Source organism: Arsukibacterium indicum (assembly GCF_019100565.1).
In the GTDB taxonomy this organism is placed as follows: domain Bacteria; phylum Pseudomonadota; class Gammaproteobacteria; order Enterobacterales; family Alteromonadaceae; genus Alishewanella; species Alishewanella indicum.
Genome location: NZ_JAHRID010000001.1, coordinates 715,141 through 735,475, shown reverse-complemented (window position 1 = coordinate 735,475; position 20,335 = coordinate 715,141). Strand labels below are relative to the sequence as shown.

The window sequence follows — 20,335 nt, the reverse complement described above, 5'->3', positions numbered from 1 at the left end:
TTGGCTACTGTATTTAACCCGTGGCAGTTCATCAGCCCGTACCTGCCGGGTACGCCTATTCGCGCAGCGGAAGTTAACCCGAACTTTGGCGGCATCAGTGCCAGCTTTACCTATGTTGCTGACGAGCTTAATCAGTACATACCGCGATTGCCGGATAACTTTACCGGTAACCGGGCAATACCTGCCGGCCCTTACCATAACAGCCTGTTAGGTATTGACGTTGAGGGCAACATGGAACTGGTTAGCCGGGCGGCGTTTTCGCTGCTTGCTGGCCGGGATTTGACAATTGTAAAAACGCCAGCTGCAGCCTTTACGGTTAACGGTGACAGCCATGCCAATTTCTACTACTGCGAAAATGATAACGAAACGCCAGAGGCTGTTACTGCAATAACGGTAAGTGAGGCCATTGCATTGGTTGAGGGCGAGCCCGCTGTTGCACCGGGTACGGTGATCTTCTTCTTTCAGCTAAGCGATACGCCACTGGTATTCCTTGAAGCTCCTGGAGTCACAGTTAGAGGTTCTGGCCTGCTAAAAGCCTTTGGTGCCGGAAGCACCGTTGCGCTGGTATCAATTGACCAATTTACGTGGGTGCTGGTCGGTGACGTTTATCCGGACACTGTGGTCGTGCCTTAATGGCTAAATCGTCCAACTACATGATGGCGCTGTTCGGCGTCTTAGCAGGCGGCAGGCGCAGGGGTAAAGTTTACATACGGCAGCAGGCGTTGGTGTCTAAGGTATACCCATATTTTTTTGAGGACTCCATCAGCGGAAGCGCCAGCTTTGGTGGTTTAAGCAGCTTTGATATACCGCTTTTCTCAGACGAAACAATTGGAACTACCAACTTTGGCGGTGGCTCCATGCAAACCGTGATTATTAACTACAACGACTGGATCCCCGAACAGGTTAATGGCTTAACCAGCTTCGGTGGCGGCGTTATGACGGTGGTTGTTATTAACTATAACGATTGGACACCAGAGCAAATTAATGGGATAGCGTCATTCGGAGGGTTAAATTCTCCATCACTTTATTACGGTAATTGGCCGGATGAACAAATCAATGGCAGCGCTACCTTTGGCGGCGGCTCAATGGGGTTAATTTAAATGAATATAAATTTTAAGTGCGGCGTTAGTGGCTACTATGAAATAGGCGTAAGGCGCAATGCAGCGTCAAATCCTGACGCAGAAATAGAGTGGTCAGGGAAGCACCATAACTTGATATTGGATAATTTCTTTACTCGATGGTTAAGCGGCAACACTCGGTTCAGTGCTTATATGTATGTAGGCACAGGCGCTACCGCGACAGCCAACGAGCAAACCGCGTTAGTTTCCCCAATTGGCGGGCCGTCCAATCTCGCCTCTGCCGTTCAAAATAACACAATCTTTGATGGCACTGATTACATATCATCAACTACATTTACTTCTCAATGGAATTTAGGGGCCGTAGTTGGAAATTTAAATGAAATAGGCGTCAGGTTAAGTAATATATACTCCGTGGATGCTACCAATTTAGATAGCAGGGCTTTAACAGTGAACCCTGTTGGTGAGCAAACATCAATACCAGTTTTGGTCACCGACCAACTTGTTGCTAAGTACACCTTAAAATACAGAATACCAATAGCTGTAGAGGCTGGCGCAACAGTATTTAACTCAGTCCCTACTAATTATACCTTGGAAACTTTGAACGTATTTTCAACGCAATCTTGGGGTACAACTGCGGTTCTAAACAGCCAGCCATTTGGTATCTCAACGGGCCCTCGTATTTCAAACACGCAAGAAGTTATCAATAACGTTGAATTTACCGCTGGTGCTGTAGGTGTTCAGTCTATAACAAATATAGGTTATAGCATTGCATCCGGCAAAATAAGAGCAACTTACTCGGTGGATGCAGACGACTGGAATAATGTTGGCCCTATAAAATATCTTGTCATATTAGGTGTATCAGGCCAAGCAAGGCAGGGTATTCATTTCGACCCACCGCTAGCCAAAGACAACACTAAAACTCTAGTGTTGAATTTTGATTATGGCTTAGAGCGGGCATAACAATGGCCATCCCCGACAGCCCGAACTGGTCGCCATTAACTGACGTCAAGCCCTACCCACAACCTGATTTTGAAAAGCCGGGCGAGGTTACGGTTATTAGTTCCATATCACTGGGCCCGCTGGCCCTTAATGACTCCAAAGGCAAACTAAACACCCGGTACTGGACTGTGAGCCAGGAAGCCGGCCAAGTTGTTATTCGCGGTTCAAACCTTTAACACCACTCCCAAGGAAGTACCACCATGAGAAATCAATACGGTTTGGCAAATCCGTTTGCCGTGACGCAATTTTCCCTGCACGTAACAAACCCCGGTGTTGGCGCTACGCCAGCGGTTGATAGTGAAGTAACTGGCGCGCCTTACGCCCGGCAGAACAGTAACTTTGGCGCACCGACTAACGTAGCCGGCGTGGCCACTGCGGTGACCACTGATGATATTCCGGTACCGCTGCCATTAGACGGCACCTTTAACACGCCGTTTATCGGCCTGTGGGATGGCACGACCTACGCCGGCTACTTAGATGCTGACCCGGTTGGTGTGTTCTCTGGCACTGCCACAGCGCGCAGCTACACCATTGAAGCCGGTACCACAATCGAGTCAGAAAACACCCCTTAAGCGACCGATTAACCTAACACCCTAAAACAGCACGCTCACTTAAGGGGCTATGCCATGGCCGATCAACTGCCGGTTATCTATGGGCGCAGCAATACCAGAGCCATTAGCTTAATCATTCAGGCAAAGACAGTTTGCTGGTGGTCGCACATTGGCAGCCCAACACCCGGCAGAACGGTGCTTGAGGCAGTGGGTGGCATAGGTGTAGTTGAAACCCCATGGCATGACTTTTTAAACCGCTACGACCAGGTAATAACCGGCTGGATTTACTGCCGCGATTTAGCTGAGGCATACCGGTTTATGTACGACAAGAAAGGTGCGCTTTACGACAAAAAAGCCATTAAAGGCATTTTGATCGGCCGGGCCTGGGATGACTTAGCAGCCTGGCACTGCAGCGAACTTATCGGCGGTGCAACTCACATCTGGCCACTGGCCGGCATAAGCCAGATATGGCCGAAGCACCTTTTGAAATTAACGCATGATATAGAGCGGGTTAAATAGATGAAATATCCAGATTTTATTGCAGGGTTGACAATAGGCAATTACGGCAGTGCTGGGCCTGCTGATTTCACTAACAGCTGGGATGGCCCGTTTTCTGAGCAGAACCTTGATGTTATTGCTGATGCTGAATCACCGTCTGGTAAAGCATTGCGGCTTTGGATGACGTCATCAAGCAGATGTTTTTTTAGATGGGACGGCATTAACGCAGACCCTGACCGCGGAACGTCTACAACAATAGCTTTAATTGTTCCTCAAAGCAGGGATAGCGGTGCTGGAGCTTCTTTTGGTGGTCCAGTTGCAAGGGGTAGCGGTAATGGCACATCTGAAACTGGTGCTGTGGCTGTGCACGGTGTCGCAACCTCATCTAGTGAATCAGTATTCAGGGCTATAACATACACTAATGCGGCAAGCGCTTTGACAGATTCAACAGCCGCCAGTGTGTGGACTACAGGTGTTCCATTTTGGTTAAAGCTTTCTGTCAGCGGAACAACAATGACAGTAACAGCTTATGCCGAAAATGATTTAAACGGTACGCCTTTAGCACCGGTTATAACAAGAAGCTGTCCTGCATCTAATGCAAATAACTGGCACGGGTTATTCGGTTTTGCAATCGATACTGACTACTTAGTCAGATATATGGCAATTGGCACAGGTGCAGATTTACCCGACCCGCCACCGAGCGCAGCCGAGCCTGTTTTAACTTTACCAACTGGCGCAGCTACTGGCGAAACAACAGCGAGCGGCTCAGTAACCACTGACACCGCAAGCGGTACGTTATACGCAGCTGTAACAACAAGCGCAATGCCGCCAAGTAAGCCTGATATTATTGCTGGCACTGGCGCAGCTTATGCAACCAACCAAGCTGTTACAGCAACTGGCGTGCAGAACGTTAATGCTACAGGCTTAACCGCTGAAACAACTTACTATTGGCACTTCCTGCACAATGATTCTAACGTTGCCACCAGCGATAGTTTCACCACTGACTCTGTGCCAGTAACACCGCCAGCTACAGCACCAACTGGATTAGCCGCTGCCGCTCAGTCTGATAGCGTTATCCGGCTAACATGGAATGCGTTAAGCGGTGCAACTGGTTATAAAATTAGAGTTGATGGAGTAGACGTTACTGATGTTGGGAATGTACTGACTTTTGATGTTACTGATTTAGCCGAGTTAACACAGTATGGCTTTGAGGTGCTTGGCTATAACGGCGCAGGCGATGGTCCATACTCAGAGCCGCCAGTTTTAGAAACTACACAAGCAACGCCTGACTTATTAACTTTAATAACCGACTTTGACGCAGGTAACGTAAGCCAGACCCTGACAACTATTACAAACCCTGAGTCAGCTTCGCCGCGTGTTGACGTTGCATTCAGGCCAGAAATGATAACTGGCACAAACGGCACAGGCTGGACTATCGCAGCTTTAGCTGTTAACAGTTCAGGCGGGAAATCACCTGTATTTGCTCTGCCTCGTTTGAATATGTTCAACAGGTTTAATACGCCAGCCGCAACGTTTCTGCCGTCATATACGCAGGACTTTGTTAACTTAACTCAGGCACCAAGCCGAAGCCTTGTTGGTGGCACAGATGGAACTATCGAGTTTCAGTTCGCTGACCCGCTGCCGGCTGGTACTGTTTACATTCTGACTCATCCAATTGGTCAGCAAGCTGCTGCTGCGCCTTATGCCGCATCTTTACTTGCTAACCACCCCGGCGTTGTTTCGCCATTACCGTCTGCTGATGTTAATGGTGTTTACTTTACCAGCCCAGCTGAGCTTGACGAGAATGGCAGGCAGTGTGGCGGTCACGATATGTACGCACTTAAGTTCGAGTTCGGTGGTTCGACAACTGACGGCGGCCCCAAACGCAAAGCGGTTATAAGTTACGGCCAGCATGCTATGGGTGAATCTCAAGCATGGTGGGCGTTCAAGTCATTCATTGATTACATTCTAAATTCTACTGACGCAGAAGCAATTAGAGATAGAGCCAACTTTGACTACTATGTTTATTTTAATATCACTCCGAACGGTATTTTTGCTGGTCATAGACGACACAATCCTACTCGGACACAAGACCCAAACAGACAGTGGCTTGCTTCGCCCATCTTGGTTGAAATTGCAGCCACTAAAAATGCAATTATTGCTGACACCGGTGGTTCAATTAATGTTTGTTTTGACTTTCATGGCGCGGCGTCAAGGACTGAAAACTTTATTGTGTTTGCTCCACCTTCTGCCAAAACTACAAGGTTCGTAGAGCTTGGTGAGTTGGTTTTTGGTGAAACAGCTTATACTGACATAACGAACATAACCGGCTCAATGGCTGACTTTTGTGTAAATGAGCTAAGCGCAGATTTTGCCAGCGCCACAGAAATGCAAGGCCGTGGCGATACGTCATTGGCCAACTATCAAAACATCGGCGTTAATTGGGCCAAAACCCTAGCCGCAGCCGATGCTGATGGTATGTTTTATACGCCGGCAGCAACTTACTTACCACTAAATATTAGCGGATTGCCAGACGGCACGTACGCGGTAAACCTGTGTGCGCGCACAACCGGCGTGCAGATAGCGCAAGCCGATATTTCTTTTGTGGGCGGCCAGGCTCAGTACGAAATAGATATGCCAGTCGGCACTGAAATAGCCGGCTACATTGTAGCGCCACCAGATGGGGCGGCAATCTACGGAGTGCTGACCAATGCTTAACACCTGGGGGCCACTGAATCAGTGGCTGGCAGAATCAGGCGAACAAAACCAATCCGGCACCGGCACTTCATCGGTCAGAATATCCGGCACGGCTATTGGCGCGTTCATTAACGCGCAGGAGCAATCTGGCAGCGGCACTGTAAGGTCTTTAATTGGCGGCAGTGCAGTTGGCAGCTATATCAACGAACAGCATCAGGCCGGCTTTGGCGTTGTTACAAGCCGGGTGTCTGGCGCAGTCATTGGTTCATTCGTCAATAACACTGGCAGCGAGCAGCACTACGCCGGCATTGGCGCAGTAACCAGCCGCGTTGGTGGCGTTGCCATCGGCAGCTTTATCAATGAGCAGAACTTTGCCGGTACCGGCCAAAGCACGGTAACCGTATCGGGCGAGGTGGTTGGCAGCTACTCCAACTTGCAACGCCAGGCTGGTGGCGGCACTGTTACTGTCAGAGTTACCGGCACCGTTATCGGTTCGTTTATTAATGAAGTTGCGCCACCACCAGAGCCGGAATTAGGTTGGGGCAATCCGATATCGCTATTTGCCGAAGCCGAAGCGATTGAGCAGATAAGCCTGACGTTTGACCAGCTCGGCCGGCCATTGGTGTTCTACCGGACTGGCGCCGACACGCTTAAGTTGTACTGGTATGACCCGGTATTGCAAGAGTCGGTTAACGTGCAAATTGCCACCGGCATTGACCCGCAAGCCGGGTTTGATTTTCCGCAAGACACTGGCCAGAGCTTTACCGATGCGCTGCTTTTCTACGTGCGCGACGATACTGTTTATATGCGTATTCAGCGTGACAGGTTTTCTATTGAATATCCATGCCCGGCTAACCAGCCAGGCTTGCGCATTACCAGCAATGGCTTGCGGGTAGACAACCGTTACCAGGTAGTTTATGAGTACCTTGATGATGGCTATACGCCGCCAGTGGTGCCAGTTCCGCCGGTTGTGGTAATACCGCCAGGAGAGCCAGCCCCAACACCAGATCCTAGCGAGCCGCCACCAATAGTAATAGTTGGTGAATATTGTTATCTGAATAGCTGGGGAAGTTGCTTTGTTACAAATTACAGGCTGGATGTCGTGAATGACCCATTTAAAATTGGCTTTACTGTAAAAGAAGCATTCTTTCCCCGGTACACAGAAAAAAGCTCAGCCGCATTTCCATTCAAGCAAGGCCAGGTTATGTTTGGCTCTGATGGCAGGAAGCAGCTCTACTGCTATATATCTCGTGACACTCGAAACAACAGAGCAGTAGCTAATATCTGGCGTGGTGGCAACGAATACAGCCAGGCATTTACACTCAATGATTTCAATGGCGTGTGGGAGTTTGAATTCAGAGGGTTAGACAGCCGGGTAACGATAACCAAAGATGGCGTTGTCTTATTTGATGACATATTCCGCAGGCCTCGCCCTGACAGATCAGCCCCTACACTCTTAACTTTTGCGGGCGGCCTTTACGAAACAAACACATCAGACACTTATGCGTTTCATGGAATTCAGCACAACTGCTGGGTTGAACACGGCGGCAACCGCATTGACTGGGCTGTTAAGACCAAAGGCGAGCAACAGCAGCCATCCGTGCCAGCCGGCACCGATATGACTATATTTAATCACCGCCCACAAAACTGGCGATTTATTCAACCGTAAGTTGTTAGTCTGGCGTTATTGGCTTATTATTCACCAATAATGCCTGCCTTACGCCCTTATCTGTAATACGCCCTCTGAGGTAATAACATGATCAATCAAGTTCCCAAACCGACTGCGGTTAAGCAGCCGGTGGCTAACTATGTGCCTACAAATACCAAAATAGGCAATAAGCAGGTTAAGCCAATCACCATGCCAAAAGAAAATCTGGACCCCACTACTGGCCGCCCGATGGACACTATAAATACAACGGCGGTTCAGCCTACAGCGTATTCAACAACAGCTGCCAGCGGCAATCCTCGAACTGCTGCGAGCTCAACAGGTGGGTTACTGGGAATTAATGTAACGCAGCCAGTGAAGCCTGCCAGCCCTGAGTTTAACTACGAGCCTGCCGAATACACCAAGGTTGGCAATGTGAGTAATGCTGAATTAAATAAACCTTATCAATCTAACGGATATTCGGGGGTTCAAGGAGTAACCAACAGGCAGTATGACCCGCGCAGTGAATCCCTTGTTGAAAATAGGCTATCCGGACTTTTAGACCCAAACAGTGCACTGATGAATCGTGTTGTATCACAAACCCAAGAGCAAGCGGCAAGCCGCGGGCTACAGTCGTCAAGCCTTGCAGCTGGCGCCGGCATGGGTGCGATGATTGATCGGGCAACACCAATAGCTCAGCAGGACGCGCAAACCTACAGCAATGCCGATCAGCTTGGTTGGCAGCAGAATTTCCAGGCCGAGCAAAACAACTTAAGCCGCACGCATGACGCCAGCATGTTTGATAAGCAAGGGCAATTACAAACAGAATTGCAGCAGCTGCAGTATAAACAAAACCTGGGTATGCTTGACGCGCAAGGCGCGCAGCGCATGCAAGAGCTTAATGCGCAGCAGGGGTTTCAGGCGTCAATGGCTGATCTGCAATACCGGCAGCAGCTTGGCACGCTGGACTATCAAGGCCAGCAGCAGTTGCAGCAGATGGAGCGTGGCGCGCAGCTGCAGGACCGGCGTGATCAGATCATGCAGAAATTTGACCTGGATAAAATGGATAAAGGGTTTTTGCAAGACTTGGAGAAAACCAAAGCCCAGTTCGAGTTTGAAGATTCACGGTTTGAAAAGCAGGTTGATGCACAGGCAGCAATGGACTATCGCAATAGCAGTGCTAACGCCTACAACAATTATCTTGAGCAGGTGGCATTGGTTTACAGCAACCCGAACATGACGCCAGAGCAGCAGGCAGCAGGCGTTGCACAGCTGCAGCAAATGTTTCAACAACAGCAGTCAGCACTGCAGGCAATATATGGCTTTGCAGCACCGGCTCAGCCTGGCGTTGATACTGGACCAGGCACAGGCCCGGCAACGGGTGGTGGTGGCAATCAATATAACCCGCCAGTAATGCAGCCCGGCACCGGTGGCGGCACAACCAACCCTAATCCCGGCTCATTGATCCCGAATCGCCCGGGTGGCGGTGGAGGCGGTGTAATTGAGCGGCCAACGGAAATGATACGCTAATGATCCGCAACGGCACGCATTCAGACATACCAGACATTATAAAAATAGGCCAGCAGGTTATTGACCGCAGCAAAACGTATGATGCAACGGTGGACCCCGCTAAGGGTGCGTACATGCTCAGGCGAGCAATAACAGATCGAAAGATGGCGCTATTCGTAGCGGAGAAAGCCGGCCAATGTGTCGGCTTTTTTATTGCCATGAAAGATGAACACTGGTTTGCCAAGAGCTACTACGCAACTGACATTGCATTTTGTGTATTACCAGAACATGCAGATCAAGGCGTCTGGTTATTGCGCCGGTTTATACGCTGGTGCAAAGCCGACGGTATTAAACAGATCCAGCTGGGCTTGAGCACCGGACTGGATGAGTCGGGCCGCACAGGAAAACTGTACGAAGCCCACGGATTAACCTTAGTTGGTGGCATTTACGCCACAGTAAAACAGGTGGTGTAACCATGAGCGGAATAGTTAAAGGCGTAAAAAAGGTTTTCAAACCGATCACTAAAGTCATTAAAAAAGTTGGTAGTGCCATCAATAATGTCAGGAAGAAGATCACCAGCAGCAAGATATTCAAAGTAGTTGCAGCAGCGGCCACAATTTACTTTGGTGGCGCGGCGTTAATGTCTGTTATGGGAGGTGGAACTGCCGCCGCTGGCTTAGGCTCAGCATGGGGCGGCATTACCAGCGCAGGCTCTGCTGTAATGACGGGCAACTTCTCCGGCGCATTATCAGCCCTTGGTACTGGCTTTACTGGCGCAGGCGCAGCGGGCGCATCTACCGCAGCACTAACTGCAGCCGGTGAAGTTGGCGCAGGCTTTGGCGCGCAGGCTGCCGCTGGCGCGCAGTATACCGCTGGCGCGGTAGCGAACAATGCTGCCATTGCTAAAACAGCCGGAACACTGGCCGCCGGTGCGGGCTCTGTACCAACAGCAGTTTCCGGTGGTTCAGGCGGTACAGGCGGTGGCTTAGTAACTGACACAGCTGCAAAGAAAGCATCAGGCGGTTTACTTGGTGGCTTAGGCGATGCCGGCAAAGCAGCCCTTATCACTGGCGGCATTAATATGGCCGGCTCGATGATATCAGGCAAAGCAGAAGCCGATGCAGCCGAAGAAGAACGCAAGCGCCGCACTTACTGGGGTGTTGATGGCGAGGGGAAAACCGCCGCCAATGGTTTGCCGCAGTTTGGCCTGCTTAATGTGCAGAATGCGAAGAACATGGCGCCGCCAAAACCCGACAGCTGGCGCACTACGCTGGATGACCTGATTAACCGCCAAAAAGCAGGGGGCGCATAATGCAAGATATGAATATGGATGCAGGCCAAGAAGTTCAGGCCACCGAAGAAGAACAGGCCATGCTCGAGCAAATGTTTGGTATGGCGCTTGAAATGATCCACGGCGAGGGCCAAAGCGGTGATGCTATTGCCAATATGGTAATGCAGGCACAGGACATTACCCAGGGTATCGGCCAAGCCACAGCTACAGTGTTAATTGGCGTTGAAAAGAAAGCCGGCCAGATCCCGGATGATATAAAGCTGCCGCTGGGGCAAGAGATTGTTGCCGAACTATCAGAACTGGCAGTTGCCGCTGGCGCACTGGCTGAGGATGAAGTTAATGACGGCTTTATCGATGCCGTGGTTAGCCAGGCTTACAGTGAATACATTACCTTGAAAGAACAAATGGGTACGTTAGACCCTGACGAGCTTGAGGCAAGCGTATCAGAAGCTGAGCAGTTAATGGGCACCAGCGCCCGGGGTGGCGGCCAGCAACAGCCGCAGCAGCAACCACAACAGCAGAAGCCTCGCGGCCTGCTGGGCGTATAGGGGTAAGTGTTATGTCTCTACTATTAGGGTTTGGCCGAGGGCTACAACAAGCCAGCGGTATGTTAGCTGCCGGAATGCAGGAAGACCGTGCGGTTAAACGCGCCGAAGAAATTGAACGCATGCGAGAAGCCAGCTTTGAACGCCGCTGGCAGCGTGATGCGCAGCGGCAAGATCAGATGCGGGCAGAGGACCGTGAGTTCAGAAGTAGTGAGCGGGCAGAAGATCGGGCACTACGCTCTGGCGAACGAGCAGAAGATATGGCTTTCCGTCAGTCTGAAAGCAACCGGCAGGCTGGCCAGTTTGACCGGCAAATGTCTGTGCGTGAACAGCAGGTTATTGAAAATAATCTGGCAGGGGTTATGGACCAACAGCTTAAAGCCGAAACAGCTATCCAGAAGAAGTATGAAAAGCTGGGGGAAATGGGCGCTAGTGATGAATTACAAAATCAGATGGCTGCTGAAATAAAAGAGGTACGGGATTATTACGGCGGCGAGGTTCATCGAATGGTGCAAAGCTATGGCCCTGAAAGGCTAAAAGGAACCAGCTATGAATATTTGCTAACAGTTAAGCCGGAACCCAATGGCGGTGATGGCGACAATACATCTGCTGGTAGCGGCAACACAGATACAAACGCACCGCCAAAGCGTGACTTGAGCGGTTTTGTCTCTGACATCATTCAGCCACTGCAAACCATTGACCCGCTTGCCAATGCAGCCAATGCCAGAACTGGCAGGCTTGAACAGTCTAATCAGCGGCAGCAGCAGGTGTTGCAGCAAGGGCTGTTAAGTTTAACGCCTGCACAAGTTGAGCAGGCAAATGCACGGATTTCAGGGAATGAAGCTGAGATCCAGCGAATCAGGCAGTTGCAGCAAAACTGGGAAGCCAATAAGCCTACCAATACCTTTATGCCGCAAAAGCAGGACTGGCGGCAAGACCCTTATTATCTAGCCAGAAAGAATACATTCCGATAAACACAGCCGCTTAACAGCGGCTTTTTTAATCCCCGCACATTATTAAATCAAAGGGTAGATCATGGCTTCCACTCCAAACTATTTTAACCGGCCAATGCCGAAGCTTTATATTCCAAGCTCGACTCAGCAGCCTAAACAGCAAGGCCGTTTTGGTGATACAGTTGACGCCTTTCAGGCGGGTGGCTTATCAGCTATCGGCGGTATATTTGACTTTGTTGGCGCTGATGGTATTGCGCAGCAGTTCTATTCCCGGTCAGATGCGCAGCAAGATACTATGTCTGATCGCGGCAAGCAGGCCATGGGTAAGTCATTCTTTGATCAGAATGAGCAGGGCGATATTCAGATGGGCGATGGCCTGACTGATATCGATACCTGGTTGCTAACACTCGCTAATGTTGCAGGCCAGTTTGTGCCAACTGCAATACCTGGTGCGGGCCTTGCGGGCGGCGCAGCAAAAGTGGCAAGTCTTGGAGCTAAAGGTAAAGCTGCTGCCAATATAGTCGGGATGGGTGCTACTGGTGGCGCAGCTGCTACTGGTCAGGGTATGGAGCAAGCCCGGCAGGAAATCCAGAATATGCCGGATGCCGTGCTGGCCCAGTCGCCTATTTTCCGCGATGTGTTCAAAGGGATTTATGCCAGTAAGACAGACTGGACGGACGAACAAAAGTGGGATGCGGCTAAAGATGCCATTGCTGCCCGGGTGGCTGATGAAGTGCGTTCAGATCCAAAGGTGCTACTGGCGAACTTTGGCGCATCTGCTATTGGTGATCCGATAATCGGCAAGGCCTTAATGGGCGCCCGACTGGCTAAATCTGGCGCTATGCGCTCAGCAGTTAAAGGCTTTGCGGTCGAGGGTAGCACAGAGGCGGCGCAAGCCGGCGTGCAGGAGTATGCGATTAATCAGGCAGTGCAACCTATTGATGGTCGGGATCCGGCTGATGGCGTTGCAGTAGCCGCACTTAATGAGGGTATTGCCGGTGGTGGCTTTGGTGCCGGTGCCGGGCTATTGGGTGGTATTGCTAATCGTAACCAGGCGCAGACACCTCCGCCAGCAGCTGAACAACCTAAAGCAGATCCCGTTGCTGACTCCATACGCGAAAGCAATCCGGACTTAGCTGGCGCAATGGACTCGCTTAACGAAACTATGACCAGCAGTAAGGCTGCTATTGACGAGATCATAAACTATGACCAACCAACAGCGGCAAGGCAGGCAGGTTTTAATACTGGGGCTGGCGCAGGTAAGTTTGGCGACTTCATTACCAGCCCTGTTCAGCAATCACTTGATGAAATGCGCGCCAAAACCGTTGCTGATCTGGTTAACGCGGCAGCAAACTTTCAATCACCAACAGAGCAGGACCGTTTTAGCCCGGCTCGCTATCAGTTCCAGGGCGAAGTGTTGCCGGCACAAAAGCAACAAACAGCGGGCTTACTCGCGGGCGCCACGATGGACGGTGAGCAGGCACAGTTCCTGCCAGACAATCGCTTAACCGGTGAGTACCAGCAGCCTATCCGTACGCAGCCGCGGCCACAGGGTATTACTGATAAGGGCATTATCTTTGGTGAAGATGGCCGACCAGCGCAGCAGGCGCAGGAACGTGCCGATAATTTGCAGCGAGACACGCAGCGCTTTGCTGACAATGCCCGCAATAATGCACAGCCGCGCATTCCGCAAAAAGATATTGTATTCGCCAGCAATGAAACCGGTGCAACCGTTAAGCAATCAGGCCAGCCGTTCCAGTCACCTAAGGAAGCACTGGCCAGTAAGACTGCCCGCGCTGCCCGTAAAGCAGGTAACGAAATTGAAGCAGTACCATTTGCTGATGGCTTTGGCTGGCGGGCTGTGCAGGACTCAAAAAACAAAACCACACCCGCTGCTGATTTGGCCGGGCAAGTTATTGACAAAGAGTGGACTGCATTCGCTGACGAAACCGGTACCAAAAAAGTGCCGCGGGCAGAAATGCCGCAGATAAAAGCCGAGCACCGCGGCGCACTAACCCAATTCATGAAAGGCCGGGGCATTACCCATGAATCGCAAACCGTTCCAGCTGCTGATTTAAAACCCACCCAAGAAGAATTCAGCCCAGCCAAAGTTAAGAAAGCCATGGAGTTTGACGGCGGCAACCGCTCGATACTGGTATCGTCTGATGGCTACGTTCTGGATGGTCACCACCAGTGGCTTGCTGCGCGGGAGAAAGCAGAGGCTGTTGACATTATCCGGCTCGACGCGCCAATAGATGAGCTGATCCCCCTGGCCAAAGAGTTCCCCAGTTCTACGGTTGCAGATGGACAGGCTGATACTGATGCAACCCAAACTGATACCGAAGCAACTTCAGAGCAGGAGCCCGCAGCAGCAAATGAAAGCGAAGCTGAAACCACAGCAACGCCCACTGACGTTACCGAAGATACGCAAGCCGTTGCGGATCCGGAGCCAGATAGCGAACCAAATATAACCAACCAGACCCCGGCCGATGCCGGGGTTTCTGTTTCTGAGATTGAGCCATCAGAACCGATTGACGACTTTGGTGAAAAGATAGGTGGCGCCCGTAAGGACGTATGGGGCGGGTTCTCTGATGCCATTAACAGTGATGCCAGTACCGCAGAACTGCCGCTATCTAAAGCATTCCCTGAACCTGACTATGTGAAAATGGCAGCTGATGGCGTGCCTAGGGAAACGCTAGCATTAATTGCTGCTATGCGTGCAGAGATACCAACTAAACCCCGTGACACATATAAGGTGCGGCGCTGGGCTGAAAAGGTGGATGTGCTGCGTGGCTTTGCAGCAGATATTATTTCTGGTGATGTGCCGTTAGAGAATGTGCTTGCCGCTATGCGCAAAGGTGGTGGCGATTTGGCTGCTATTGCTGACGCCATTCCTGCCATTGCCAAGGCTAACCCTGAAACATTAAAGCTTGCTGCAAAGTACCGACTGGACTCTGGCGCCTTTACCATGTTTAAAGGCCAAGAGTATCGCCCGGCAAAGGTGTTTTACTTCCCTAAAAATGGTCGCACAGACATTCTTGATCTGGCCAGCGACAATCAGCAAACCGCACTCGACAATCTCAGCAAACTGATTGAGGCAGAGGCAAGCGCTAATCCTGATTCCCCAGGCAAAAAACAAAGCAACATTGGTATTTATACCAGTCGTGCTACCAAGCAAGTATACCTTGGCTGGAAAGGTGGATCGGGAGTGCTACGCATTCAGGATTTTGGCTCTGTAAATGCTGCTCGTGATTACCTGAAAAATAACAGGGCCGATATCGAGGCTAAGTTGCAGCGCCTAAAAGATACACCGGGCATGCGCCGGGCTGAAAACCGCGACCGCATAGGGCCAGCTCGTTTCTCTGGAAACGTAACCCCAGCTATCTTTGCTGATACCTTTGGTTTCCGTGGTGTTGAGTTCGGCAACTGGGTGGAGCAGGGCCGCAGGCAGAAAGATTTAAACGAGGCATACGATGCGTTAATGGATCTTGCCGAGGTTATTGGTGTACCACCAAAAGCTATTGCTCTAAATGGTGAGCTTGGTATGGCGTTCGGAGCCAGAGGCAAGGGCGGTAAGCGCGGCTTTAAAGCACACTATGAGCGTGACTATGTTGTTATCAATATGACCAAGGAAAAAGGCGCAGGATCTCTTGCGCATGAATGGTGGCACGCGGTTGATAATTACTTTGCCAGAATGGTCGGCAAGCCTGCTGCATTTGCTACAGACGGATCAGGTGTCCGAGGCAGCGATATGCGCCCGGAAGTTCGTCAGGCTTTTGATGGTGTAATGTCAGCAATAAGACAGTCCGGGTTAATTAAGCGGTCAGCCAACCTTGATCATCGCCGCAGTAAACCTTATTGGTCAACTACACAAGAAGCATCAGCCCGTTCGTTTGAGGCTTTTGTTATTGATGAACTGGCTGCCAAAGAATTCAGCAATGACTATCTGGCCAACATCATTGAGCCAGAGGCATGGAATGCACTGGAAGAAATGCAGGGCAACTTGCCAGATCAAACCTACCCATATCCAACTAAAGCTGAGCAGGCAACGATAAACCCAGCATATCGCAAGCTGTTTGATACGCTGCAGACCAAAGAAACCGATAAAGGCACGATGCTTTTTAGCAGGGAAGCTAATGAGGATGCGGGCATTCAATTCGCCGCAGCCAACTACGACACCATGCGTAACCAGAAAGCCAAGGGCGTTTCCCCTGGCACGCTGGAGGTAATGGTTAAGCAGTTTATGAAGAAGCTGAACAACGCAGCCGGCATTAAGGTTGAAGTGCTACGCAACCAGCAGGAAGCGGAACTTAAGTGGAATATGTCATTGTCTGGCAGCATTGTGCGCGGCGCTTATGACGACACAACTAAAACCGCTTACCTTATCGCCGGCAACTTTGACAGCATTGAGCATGCCCGCCGCACCCTGGCGCATGAAGTGATTGCGCACGGTGGCTTGCAGTCAGTGATTGGCCCGGTGACTTACAAGCAGTTTCTGGACCGCATTAATACCACCCGCACTAAGCCGTCATTCCGGCAGCGCTGGGCTGGCATAATGAACGACTATAGCGACCTGACACCAGAGAAGCAGGCCGAAGAATTCTTTGCCCGGTTTGTCGAAGATCAGCCCGATAGCGGCAGCCTGAAATATTGGTACCAGGCTATGATGCGCTGGCTGAATAACCAGCTGGCCAAAGTCGGAATTACCCGCCCAAGTGATACTGATATGGATTTCATGCGCGACATGATGGATAGTATTGTGCAGGGATTCAAAAGCGGCCGTGCGCCGCGCAGGCAAGCAGGTAAAGCTGTTGCCTTTGATAGTAATACCGATGCTGATGCAGATCAGGACTTACAATTCAGCCGCACCGCAGAGCCCGACACCCGCACCGCAAAAGAAAAACTGGGCCTTGGCGAGCAAGCTGACGAAACCCTGAAAGAAAAAGCCACTGCCCGGTACCACGAAACCGCCGACACACTGAAAAGCAGTAAGTTTTGGCAGCGGTTAAACGAGGGGATCTTTGATGGCATGTCTGGCATTAAGCAGGCAGAGGAATCGGTGGGCGTTACCGACCCCAATAGGCAAGGCTACGTGTCTGCCCGGTTAGCCTCTGGTTTAGCTGACGTTCTGCATGGCGTATTCCACTATGGCGCGCCTGAATGGAAGAACGGCGTAGTAGCTCGCAAGGCTGACACCAAAGGCTTATTGGAGGTGTTCAGCACCCTGGGTGATGAGCTTAACAACTGGCTGGCATGGATGGGCGCCAACCGGGCAGAGCAGCTTATGGCTGAGGGCCGCGAGAACAATTTAACCGCGGCTGACATTGCCGAACTAAAAGCACTGGCAGCCGGCAAAGAAGAACAGTTTGAAGCGGTGCGCCAGGAATATAACAAGATTAACTCTGCCATTATTGACCTGGCGCAGCAGGCTGGCTTGATCAGTGAAGCCCAGCGCAGCGGGTTTGATGAAGAATGGTACGTGCCGTTTTTCCGTGATATGGACGTTGACCCGGAAATGCAGGGCATTGCCTCAATGGTACACGGTCCAAAGTCAAAGAACGGCATCGCCAATCAGAATGCACAGCTTAAGGAGCTTAAGGGCGGCAAGCAGTCAACTAAGGACTTGTTGGAGAATATCATTCAGCGCCATAGCACACTGATTGATGCGTCACTTAAAAACAATGCCATGCTTGAAATTGTTGCCAACCTGTCCGGCACTGACTACATGCAACCGGTTACCAGCCCTGACATAGTTGCGCTAAGCCAGGCAGAACTTAGGCAAATAAGCCGGGTTAAAGTTATGCGCGATGGCAAGCCAGAGGCTTATGCGGTATCAGATCCGGCACTGCTGCGCGGCTTACTGCAAATCAGTGACCCGGGCAGCAAGTCATTGTTCAACCGGTTAGGCCGCAGCGCTAAGCGCTTCCTGACGGCGGGCATAACACTGAGCCCGGACTTTATTGCAAAGAACTTCGTGCGCGATGCGGCGCATGCCTGGATGGTAAACAAAGACGACTTCAAGTTTGGCTCTGACAGCATCAAGGGTTTACGCAAAGCGTTTAAAGAGGATGAAGCCTACCGCGATCTGATATTCAGTGGCGCAGCATTCCAGGGCGGTTATGTGCATGGCGCAGATCCAGAGGCAGCAAGCCAGCAGGTTCGCCGGGCGCTCAAGTCAAAAGGCCTGACGGTTAATCAGGTTAACAGCTACATGGATTCACTGGTAACCAAAGGCGGTCAGTTGCTGGAGAAGTACCGCAACGCCAGCGACAAGGTAGAGAACGCTAACCGGTTAATGACGTATGAAGCATCGCTTAAGAGTGGAAAATCTGCAAGAGAATCAGCATATTATGCGAAAGATTTAATGGATTATTCACTTAAAGGTAACTTTAAGCTAATCGGCACGATGATTGATTTTCTGCCGTTCTTCAACGCCAGGCTGCAGGGTATGAGCAAACTGATCCGGGCTGCCAGAGCGGGTGACGGTGACCGGGTAGCCAAAGTATTGTCAGCTAAACTTGCTATGAAAGGCATGAAAGTGGCTGCATTCTCGCTGGCGCTGGCTGCATTGAATGACGAGGACGAGCGCTATCAGGAGCTGGCCGACTGGGATAAAGATGCTAATTGGCATTTCTGGTTAGGTGATCAGCACCTGCGGATCCCGAAACCATTCGAGCTTGGTATTATCTTCGGCACCTTTCCTGAGCGCATGCTGCATTACGGAAGCGGCAGCCAGCCTGCCAGCGACTTAGGCAAAGCGGTTAGCCATGCAGTGTTTAATACCCTGGCGCTTAACCCGATCCCACAGCTGGCATTACCGCTGGCAGAAATGGCATTTAATAAATCTTTCTTCCGTGGCACTGACATTGAAAATATGTCGGATGAAAACAAGCTTAAAGAAGATCGGTATAACGCCTACACCAGCGACACGGCCAAGCTTATTGGTAAAATATCAAAGCACTTTGGTGTATCACCTAAGCAAGTAGAACATCTGGTTGTAGGTTACACCGGTACCATCGGCGGGTATGTGCTTTCTATGAGTGATGCAGTAGCAAGGCAAATGCTCGGTATAGAGGCAGCTGATGCGCCTATTAGCCGGTACCCGGTTATTAAAGCGTTTTATCAGGGCGACAGCCCGAAAGGGAATACCAAATTCCAGCAGGAATTTTACGATTCACTTAAAGCGGCCACCCAGGCCTATGGTAGTTATAAGCGGGCAACGGAAGAAGGTAATACCGAACGACAACAAAAACTGCTGGAAGATAACAGCAAGCAGCTGCGTTCACGCATCCAGCTTAATCGGGTGCAGCGTCAGGTATCAGCGCTTAATAAGCAGGCAGAGAGGGTTAACCTGAATAAATCGCTCAGCGGTACGCAGAAGCGCGAACAACTGGACGACATAGCCCGGCGCAAAAATGCGTTGTACCAGGCGGCTTATGTTCGGTTTAATTTAGGAGAGTGGTAGCCGGCTAATCCGGCTTTTCACAGGGATAGTGTTCGTTAAGAGCCTCTGCAACTAACCTAGCGCCGGAGAAGTGGCGGCGTTCAGGGTTATCTGTAAGGTATTTACCTATAGTATCTGCTGCTTGCTTTGCTGAAATATTGGATGGCAAACAGAATAACTTCCCACGACCTACATCCATTGCTCCGAGTATGAATCCCAAAAAAATGCCACGCTCAAAATAATCTGTTGACTTGCTTTTTTCATGCGAGTAACTGGCAAATAACTCGTTGCCACTCATAAAATGAGGGAATGATTCAGAATCACTTGAAGCTGGTTTTGCACTAACCATAACCGGCAATGCCAATAACAAAATTAAATATTTCATATCTGCTCCATCAGAACTTGCCAATAATTTCTGTCGAGTCAGCCTCGGCAGAGTAACCTGCTTTTCTCAGTGTATCGATCACCTCGTTAACCAGATCGATAGGTGCGAACTCAAAGTTTTTGTAGAAGTGTTGAACCATTGGATCTATATCTACTGAGAATTCCCGTTCGCCTCTGAATATCGCTTTCTTTAATGCCGGCGCAATAGAGTCCTCGATGATTGTCATTACCGCAGAGTTAAAGTCGTTCACTCTTGCTTGATTGGATAGGAACTCTGCAAATTCCGCGCTGGGTAGAATTTCCATACCAACATCGCCCATAAAACTAGCTTGCAGCCTAAGCGCTATTTCTGAATTCACTGAACGGCCAGACGCACCTGCAGATTGGTGTAACTTGTCTTTTAGCCAAAGAGGAACTCTTATATTAATTTTTGGATCTTCTCTAGACATAAGAACCTCAAAAAAAAACAATTGACAGGGTAGCATTGTGCCACTATATTTCAATGGTGGCACGGTGCCGCATTGAAGGGAGAAATAAAATGCCAAGAAAAGTAACGAAAGGTCTAATGTTGCGTATGCCGCCAGAAATGCATCAGGTGGTAAAAGATATCGCTAAAGAGCAGGGTCGTTCTTTAAACGCTGAAATGGTTTACCGCTTAAAGCAGGCTTACGCGGCTGATGGTGTGAAACTGGCGGCAGCATGAGCTGCAAAAAAGAGAAAGCCCCAACTGCTGGAACAGT

The 20,335-nt window shown here is 50.5% G+C and carries 17 protein-coding genes; 15 read left to right on the top strand and 2 right to left on the bottom strand.

Translation table 11 applies throughout. The annotated features are described in order from the left end of the window. The 14 genes from KQY15_RS03495 (at window position 1) to KQY15_RS03430 (ending at window position 19,232) form a co-directional block, all read left to right on the top strand. Window positions 1–633 (top strand): hypothetical protein, encoded by a 633-nt coding sequence (locus tag KQY15_RS03495; protein WP_217667221.1) that lies wholly within the window; start codon window positions 1–3, stop codon window positions 631–633. A 92-nt stretch (window positions 634–725) separates the two neighbouring features. Continuing rightward, complete coding sequence (locus KQY15_RS03490) at window positions 726–1,100, top strand: hypothetical protein (protein WP_217667219.1); 375 nt, start codon at window positions 726–728, stop codon at window positions 1,098–1,100. Beyond that, window positions 1,101–2,039: a hypothetical protein gene (locus tag KQY15_RS03485; RefSeq protein ID WP_217667217.1), complete on the top strand. Its 939-nt coding sequence runs from the start codon at window positions 1,101–1,103 to the stop codon at window positions 2,037–2,039. It begins immediately after the preceding gene. Window positions 2,040–2,041: 2 nt separating this feature from the next. Then, window positions 2,042–2,254, top strand: a complete 213-nt coding sequence (locus KQY15_RS03480; protein WP_217667215.1) for a hypothetical protein — start codon at window positions 2,042–2,044, stop codon at window positions 2,252–2,254. A gap of 24 nt (window positions 2,255–2,278) precedes the next feature. Next, the gene (locus KQY15_RS03475) at window positions 2,279–2,650 is read left to right on the top strand and encodes a hypothetical protein (protein WP_217667213.1); all 372 of its coding nucleotides are present in this window, start codon (window positions 2,279–2,281) and stop codon (window positions 2,648–2,650) included. Between the two features lie 54 nt (window positions 2,651–2,704). After that, a complete protein-coding gene (locus KQY15_RS03470; protein WP_217667211.1) occupies window positions 2,705–3,148 on the top strand; it encodes a hypothetical protein in 444 nt (147 codons plus the stop codon). A gap of 492 nt (window positions 3,149–3,640) precedes the next feature. Then, window positions 3,641–5,845, top strand: a complete 2,205-nt coding sequence (locus tag KQY15_RS03465; RefSeq protein WP_217667209.1) for a fibronectin type III domain-containing protein — start codon at window positions 3,641–3,643, stop codon at window positions 5,843–5,845. Further along, window positions 5,838–7,493 carry a hypothetical protein gene (locus KQY15_RS03460; protein ID WP_217667207.1) on the top strand — a complete coding sequence of 552 codons (1,656 nt, stop codon included), beginning with the start codon at window positions 5,838–5,840 and terminating at the stop codon, window positions 7,491–7,493. Before KQY15_RS03465 ends, KQY15_RS03460 begins: the two co-directional genes overlap by 8 nt. Before the next feature lie 87 nt (window positions 7,494–7,580). Beyond that, a complete protein-coding gene (locus KQY15_RS03455) occupies window positions 7,581–8,999 on the top strand; it encodes a hypothetical protein (RefSeq protein ID WP_217667205.1) in 1,419 nt (472 codons plus the stop codon). Next, entirely contained in the window at window positions 8,999–9,451 is a 453-nt protein-coding gene (locus tag KQY15_RS03450; RefSeq protein WP_372449308.1) for a GNAT family N-acetyltransferase, read from the top strand. Before KQY15_RS03455 ends, KQY15_RS03450 begins: the two co-directional genes overlap by 1 nt. Before the next feature lie 2 nt (window positions 9,452–9,453). After that, window positions 9,454–10,290, top strand: a complete 837-nt coding sequence (locus tag KQY15_RS03445; RefSeq protein ID WP_217667201.1) for a hypothetical protein — start codon at window positions 9,454–9,456, stop codon at window positions 10,288–10,290. After that, window positions 10,290–10,817, top strand: a complete 528-nt coding sequence (locus KQY15_RS03440; RefSeq protein WP_217667200.1) for a hypothetical protein — start codon at window positions 10,290–10,292, stop codon at window positions 10,815–10,817. The genes KQY15_RS03445 and KQY15_RS03440 overlap by 1 nt, the downstream gene beginning before the upstream one ends. Before the next feature lie 11 nt (window positions 10,818–10,828). Then, a complete protein-coding gene (locus tag KQY15_RS03435; protein ID WP_217667198.1) occupies window positions 10,829–11,788 on the top strand; it encodes a hypothetical protein in 960 nt (319 codons plus the stop codon). Between the two features lie 61 nt (window positions 11,789–11,849). Then, window positions 11,850–19,232, top strand: coding sequence for an LPD38 domain-containing protein (locus tag KQY15_RS03430; RefSeq protein ID WP_217667196.1), 7,383 nt, complete (start codon window positions 11,850–11,852; stop codon window positions 19,230–19,232). 4 nt (window positions 19,233–19,236) lie between these two features. Here the strand turns inward: KQY15_RS03430 and KQY15_RS03425 are convergent, their stop codons facing one another. Then, a complete protein-coding gene (locus KQY15_RS03425) occupies window positions 19,237–19,596 on the bottom strand; it encodes a Rap1a/Tai family immunity protein (protein ID WP_217667194.1) in 360 nt (119 codons plus the stop codon). A gap of 10 nt (window positions 19,597–19,606) precedes the next feature. Further along, the gene (locus tag KQY15_RS03420) at window positions 19,607–20,044 is read right to left on the bottom strand and encodes an Arc family DNA-binding protein (RefSeq protein WP_217667193.1); all 438 of its coding nucleotides are present in this window, start codon (window positions 20,042–20,044) and stop codon (window positions 19,607–19,609) included. Between the two features lie 53 nt (window positions 20,045–20,097). Between KQY15_RS03420 and KQY15_RS03415 the strand changes: the two genes are divergently transcribed. Then, window positions 20,098–20,298, top strand: a complete 201-nt coding sequence (locus KQY15_RS03415) for an Arc family DNA-binding protein (protein ID WP_302850295.1) — start codon at window positions 20,098–20,100, stop codon at window positions 20,296–20,298. Window positions 20,299–20,335: the final 37 nt, after the last annotated feature.

Excerpts from the sequence above, each read along its gene's own strand:
- KQY15_RS03485 (WP_217667217.1), top strand. The coding sequence starts at position 1,101 with ATGAATATAAATTTTAAGTGCGGCGTTAGTGGCTACTATGAAATAGGC.
- KQY15_RS03480 (WP_217667215.1), top strand. The coding sequence starts at position 2,042 with ATGGCCATCCCCGACAGCCCGAACTGGTCGCCATTAACTGACGTCAAG.
- KQY15_RS03475 (WP_217667213.1), top strand. The coding sequence starts at position 2,279 with ATGAGAAATCAATACGGTTTGGCAAATCCGTTTGCCGTGACGCAATTT.
- KQY15_RS03470 (WP_217667211.1), top strand. The coding sequence starts at position 2,705 with ATGGCCGATCAACTGCCGGTTATCTATGGGCGCAGCAATACCAGAGCC.
- KQY15_RS03465 (WP_217667209.1), top strand. The coding sequence starts at position 3,641 with ATGACAGTAACAGCTTATGCCGAAAATGATTTAAACGGTACGCCTTTA.
- KQY15_RS03460 (WP_217667207.1), top strand. The coding sequence starts at position 5,838 with ATGCTTAACACCTGGGGGCCACTGAATCAGTGGCTGGCAGAATCAGGC.
- KQY15_RS03455 (WP_217667205.1), top strand. The coding sequence starts at position 7,581 with ATGATCAATCAAGTTCCCAAACCGACTGCGGTTAAGCAGCCGGTGGCT.
- KQY15_RS03450 (WP_372449308.1), top strand. The coding sequence starts at position 8,999 with ATGATCCGCAACGGCACGCATTCAGACATACCAGACATTATAAAAATA.
- KQY15_RS03445 (WP_217667201.1), top strand. The coding sequence starts at position 9,454 with ATGAGCGGAATAGTTAAAGGCGTAAAAAAGGTTTTCAAACCGATCACT.
- KQY15_RS03440 (WP_217667200.1), top strand. The coding sequence starts at position 10,290 with ATGCAAGATATGAATATGGATGCAGGCCAAGAAGTTCAGGCCACCGAA.
- KQY15_RS03435 (WP_217667198.1), top strand. The coding sequence starts at position 10,829 with ATGTCTCTACTATTAGGGTTTGGCCGAGGGCTACAACAAGCCAGCGGT.
- KQY15_RS03430 (WP_217667196.1), top strand. The coding sequence starts at position 11,850 with ATGGCTTCCACTCCAAACTATTTTAACCGGCCAATGCCGAAGCTTTAT.
- KQY15_RS03425 (WP_217667194.1), bottom strand. The coding sequence starts at position 19,596 with ATGAAATATTTAATTTTGTTATTGGCATTGCCGGTTATGGTTAGTGCA.
- KQY15_RS03420 (WP_217667193.1), bottom strand. The coding sequence starts at position 20,044 with ATGTCTAGAGAAGATCCAAAAATTAATATAAGAGTTCCTCTTTGGCTA.
- KQY15_RS03415 (WP_302850295.1), top strand. The coding sequence starts at position 20,098 with ATGGTGGCACGGTGCCGCATTGAAGGGAGAAATAAAATGCCAAGAAAA.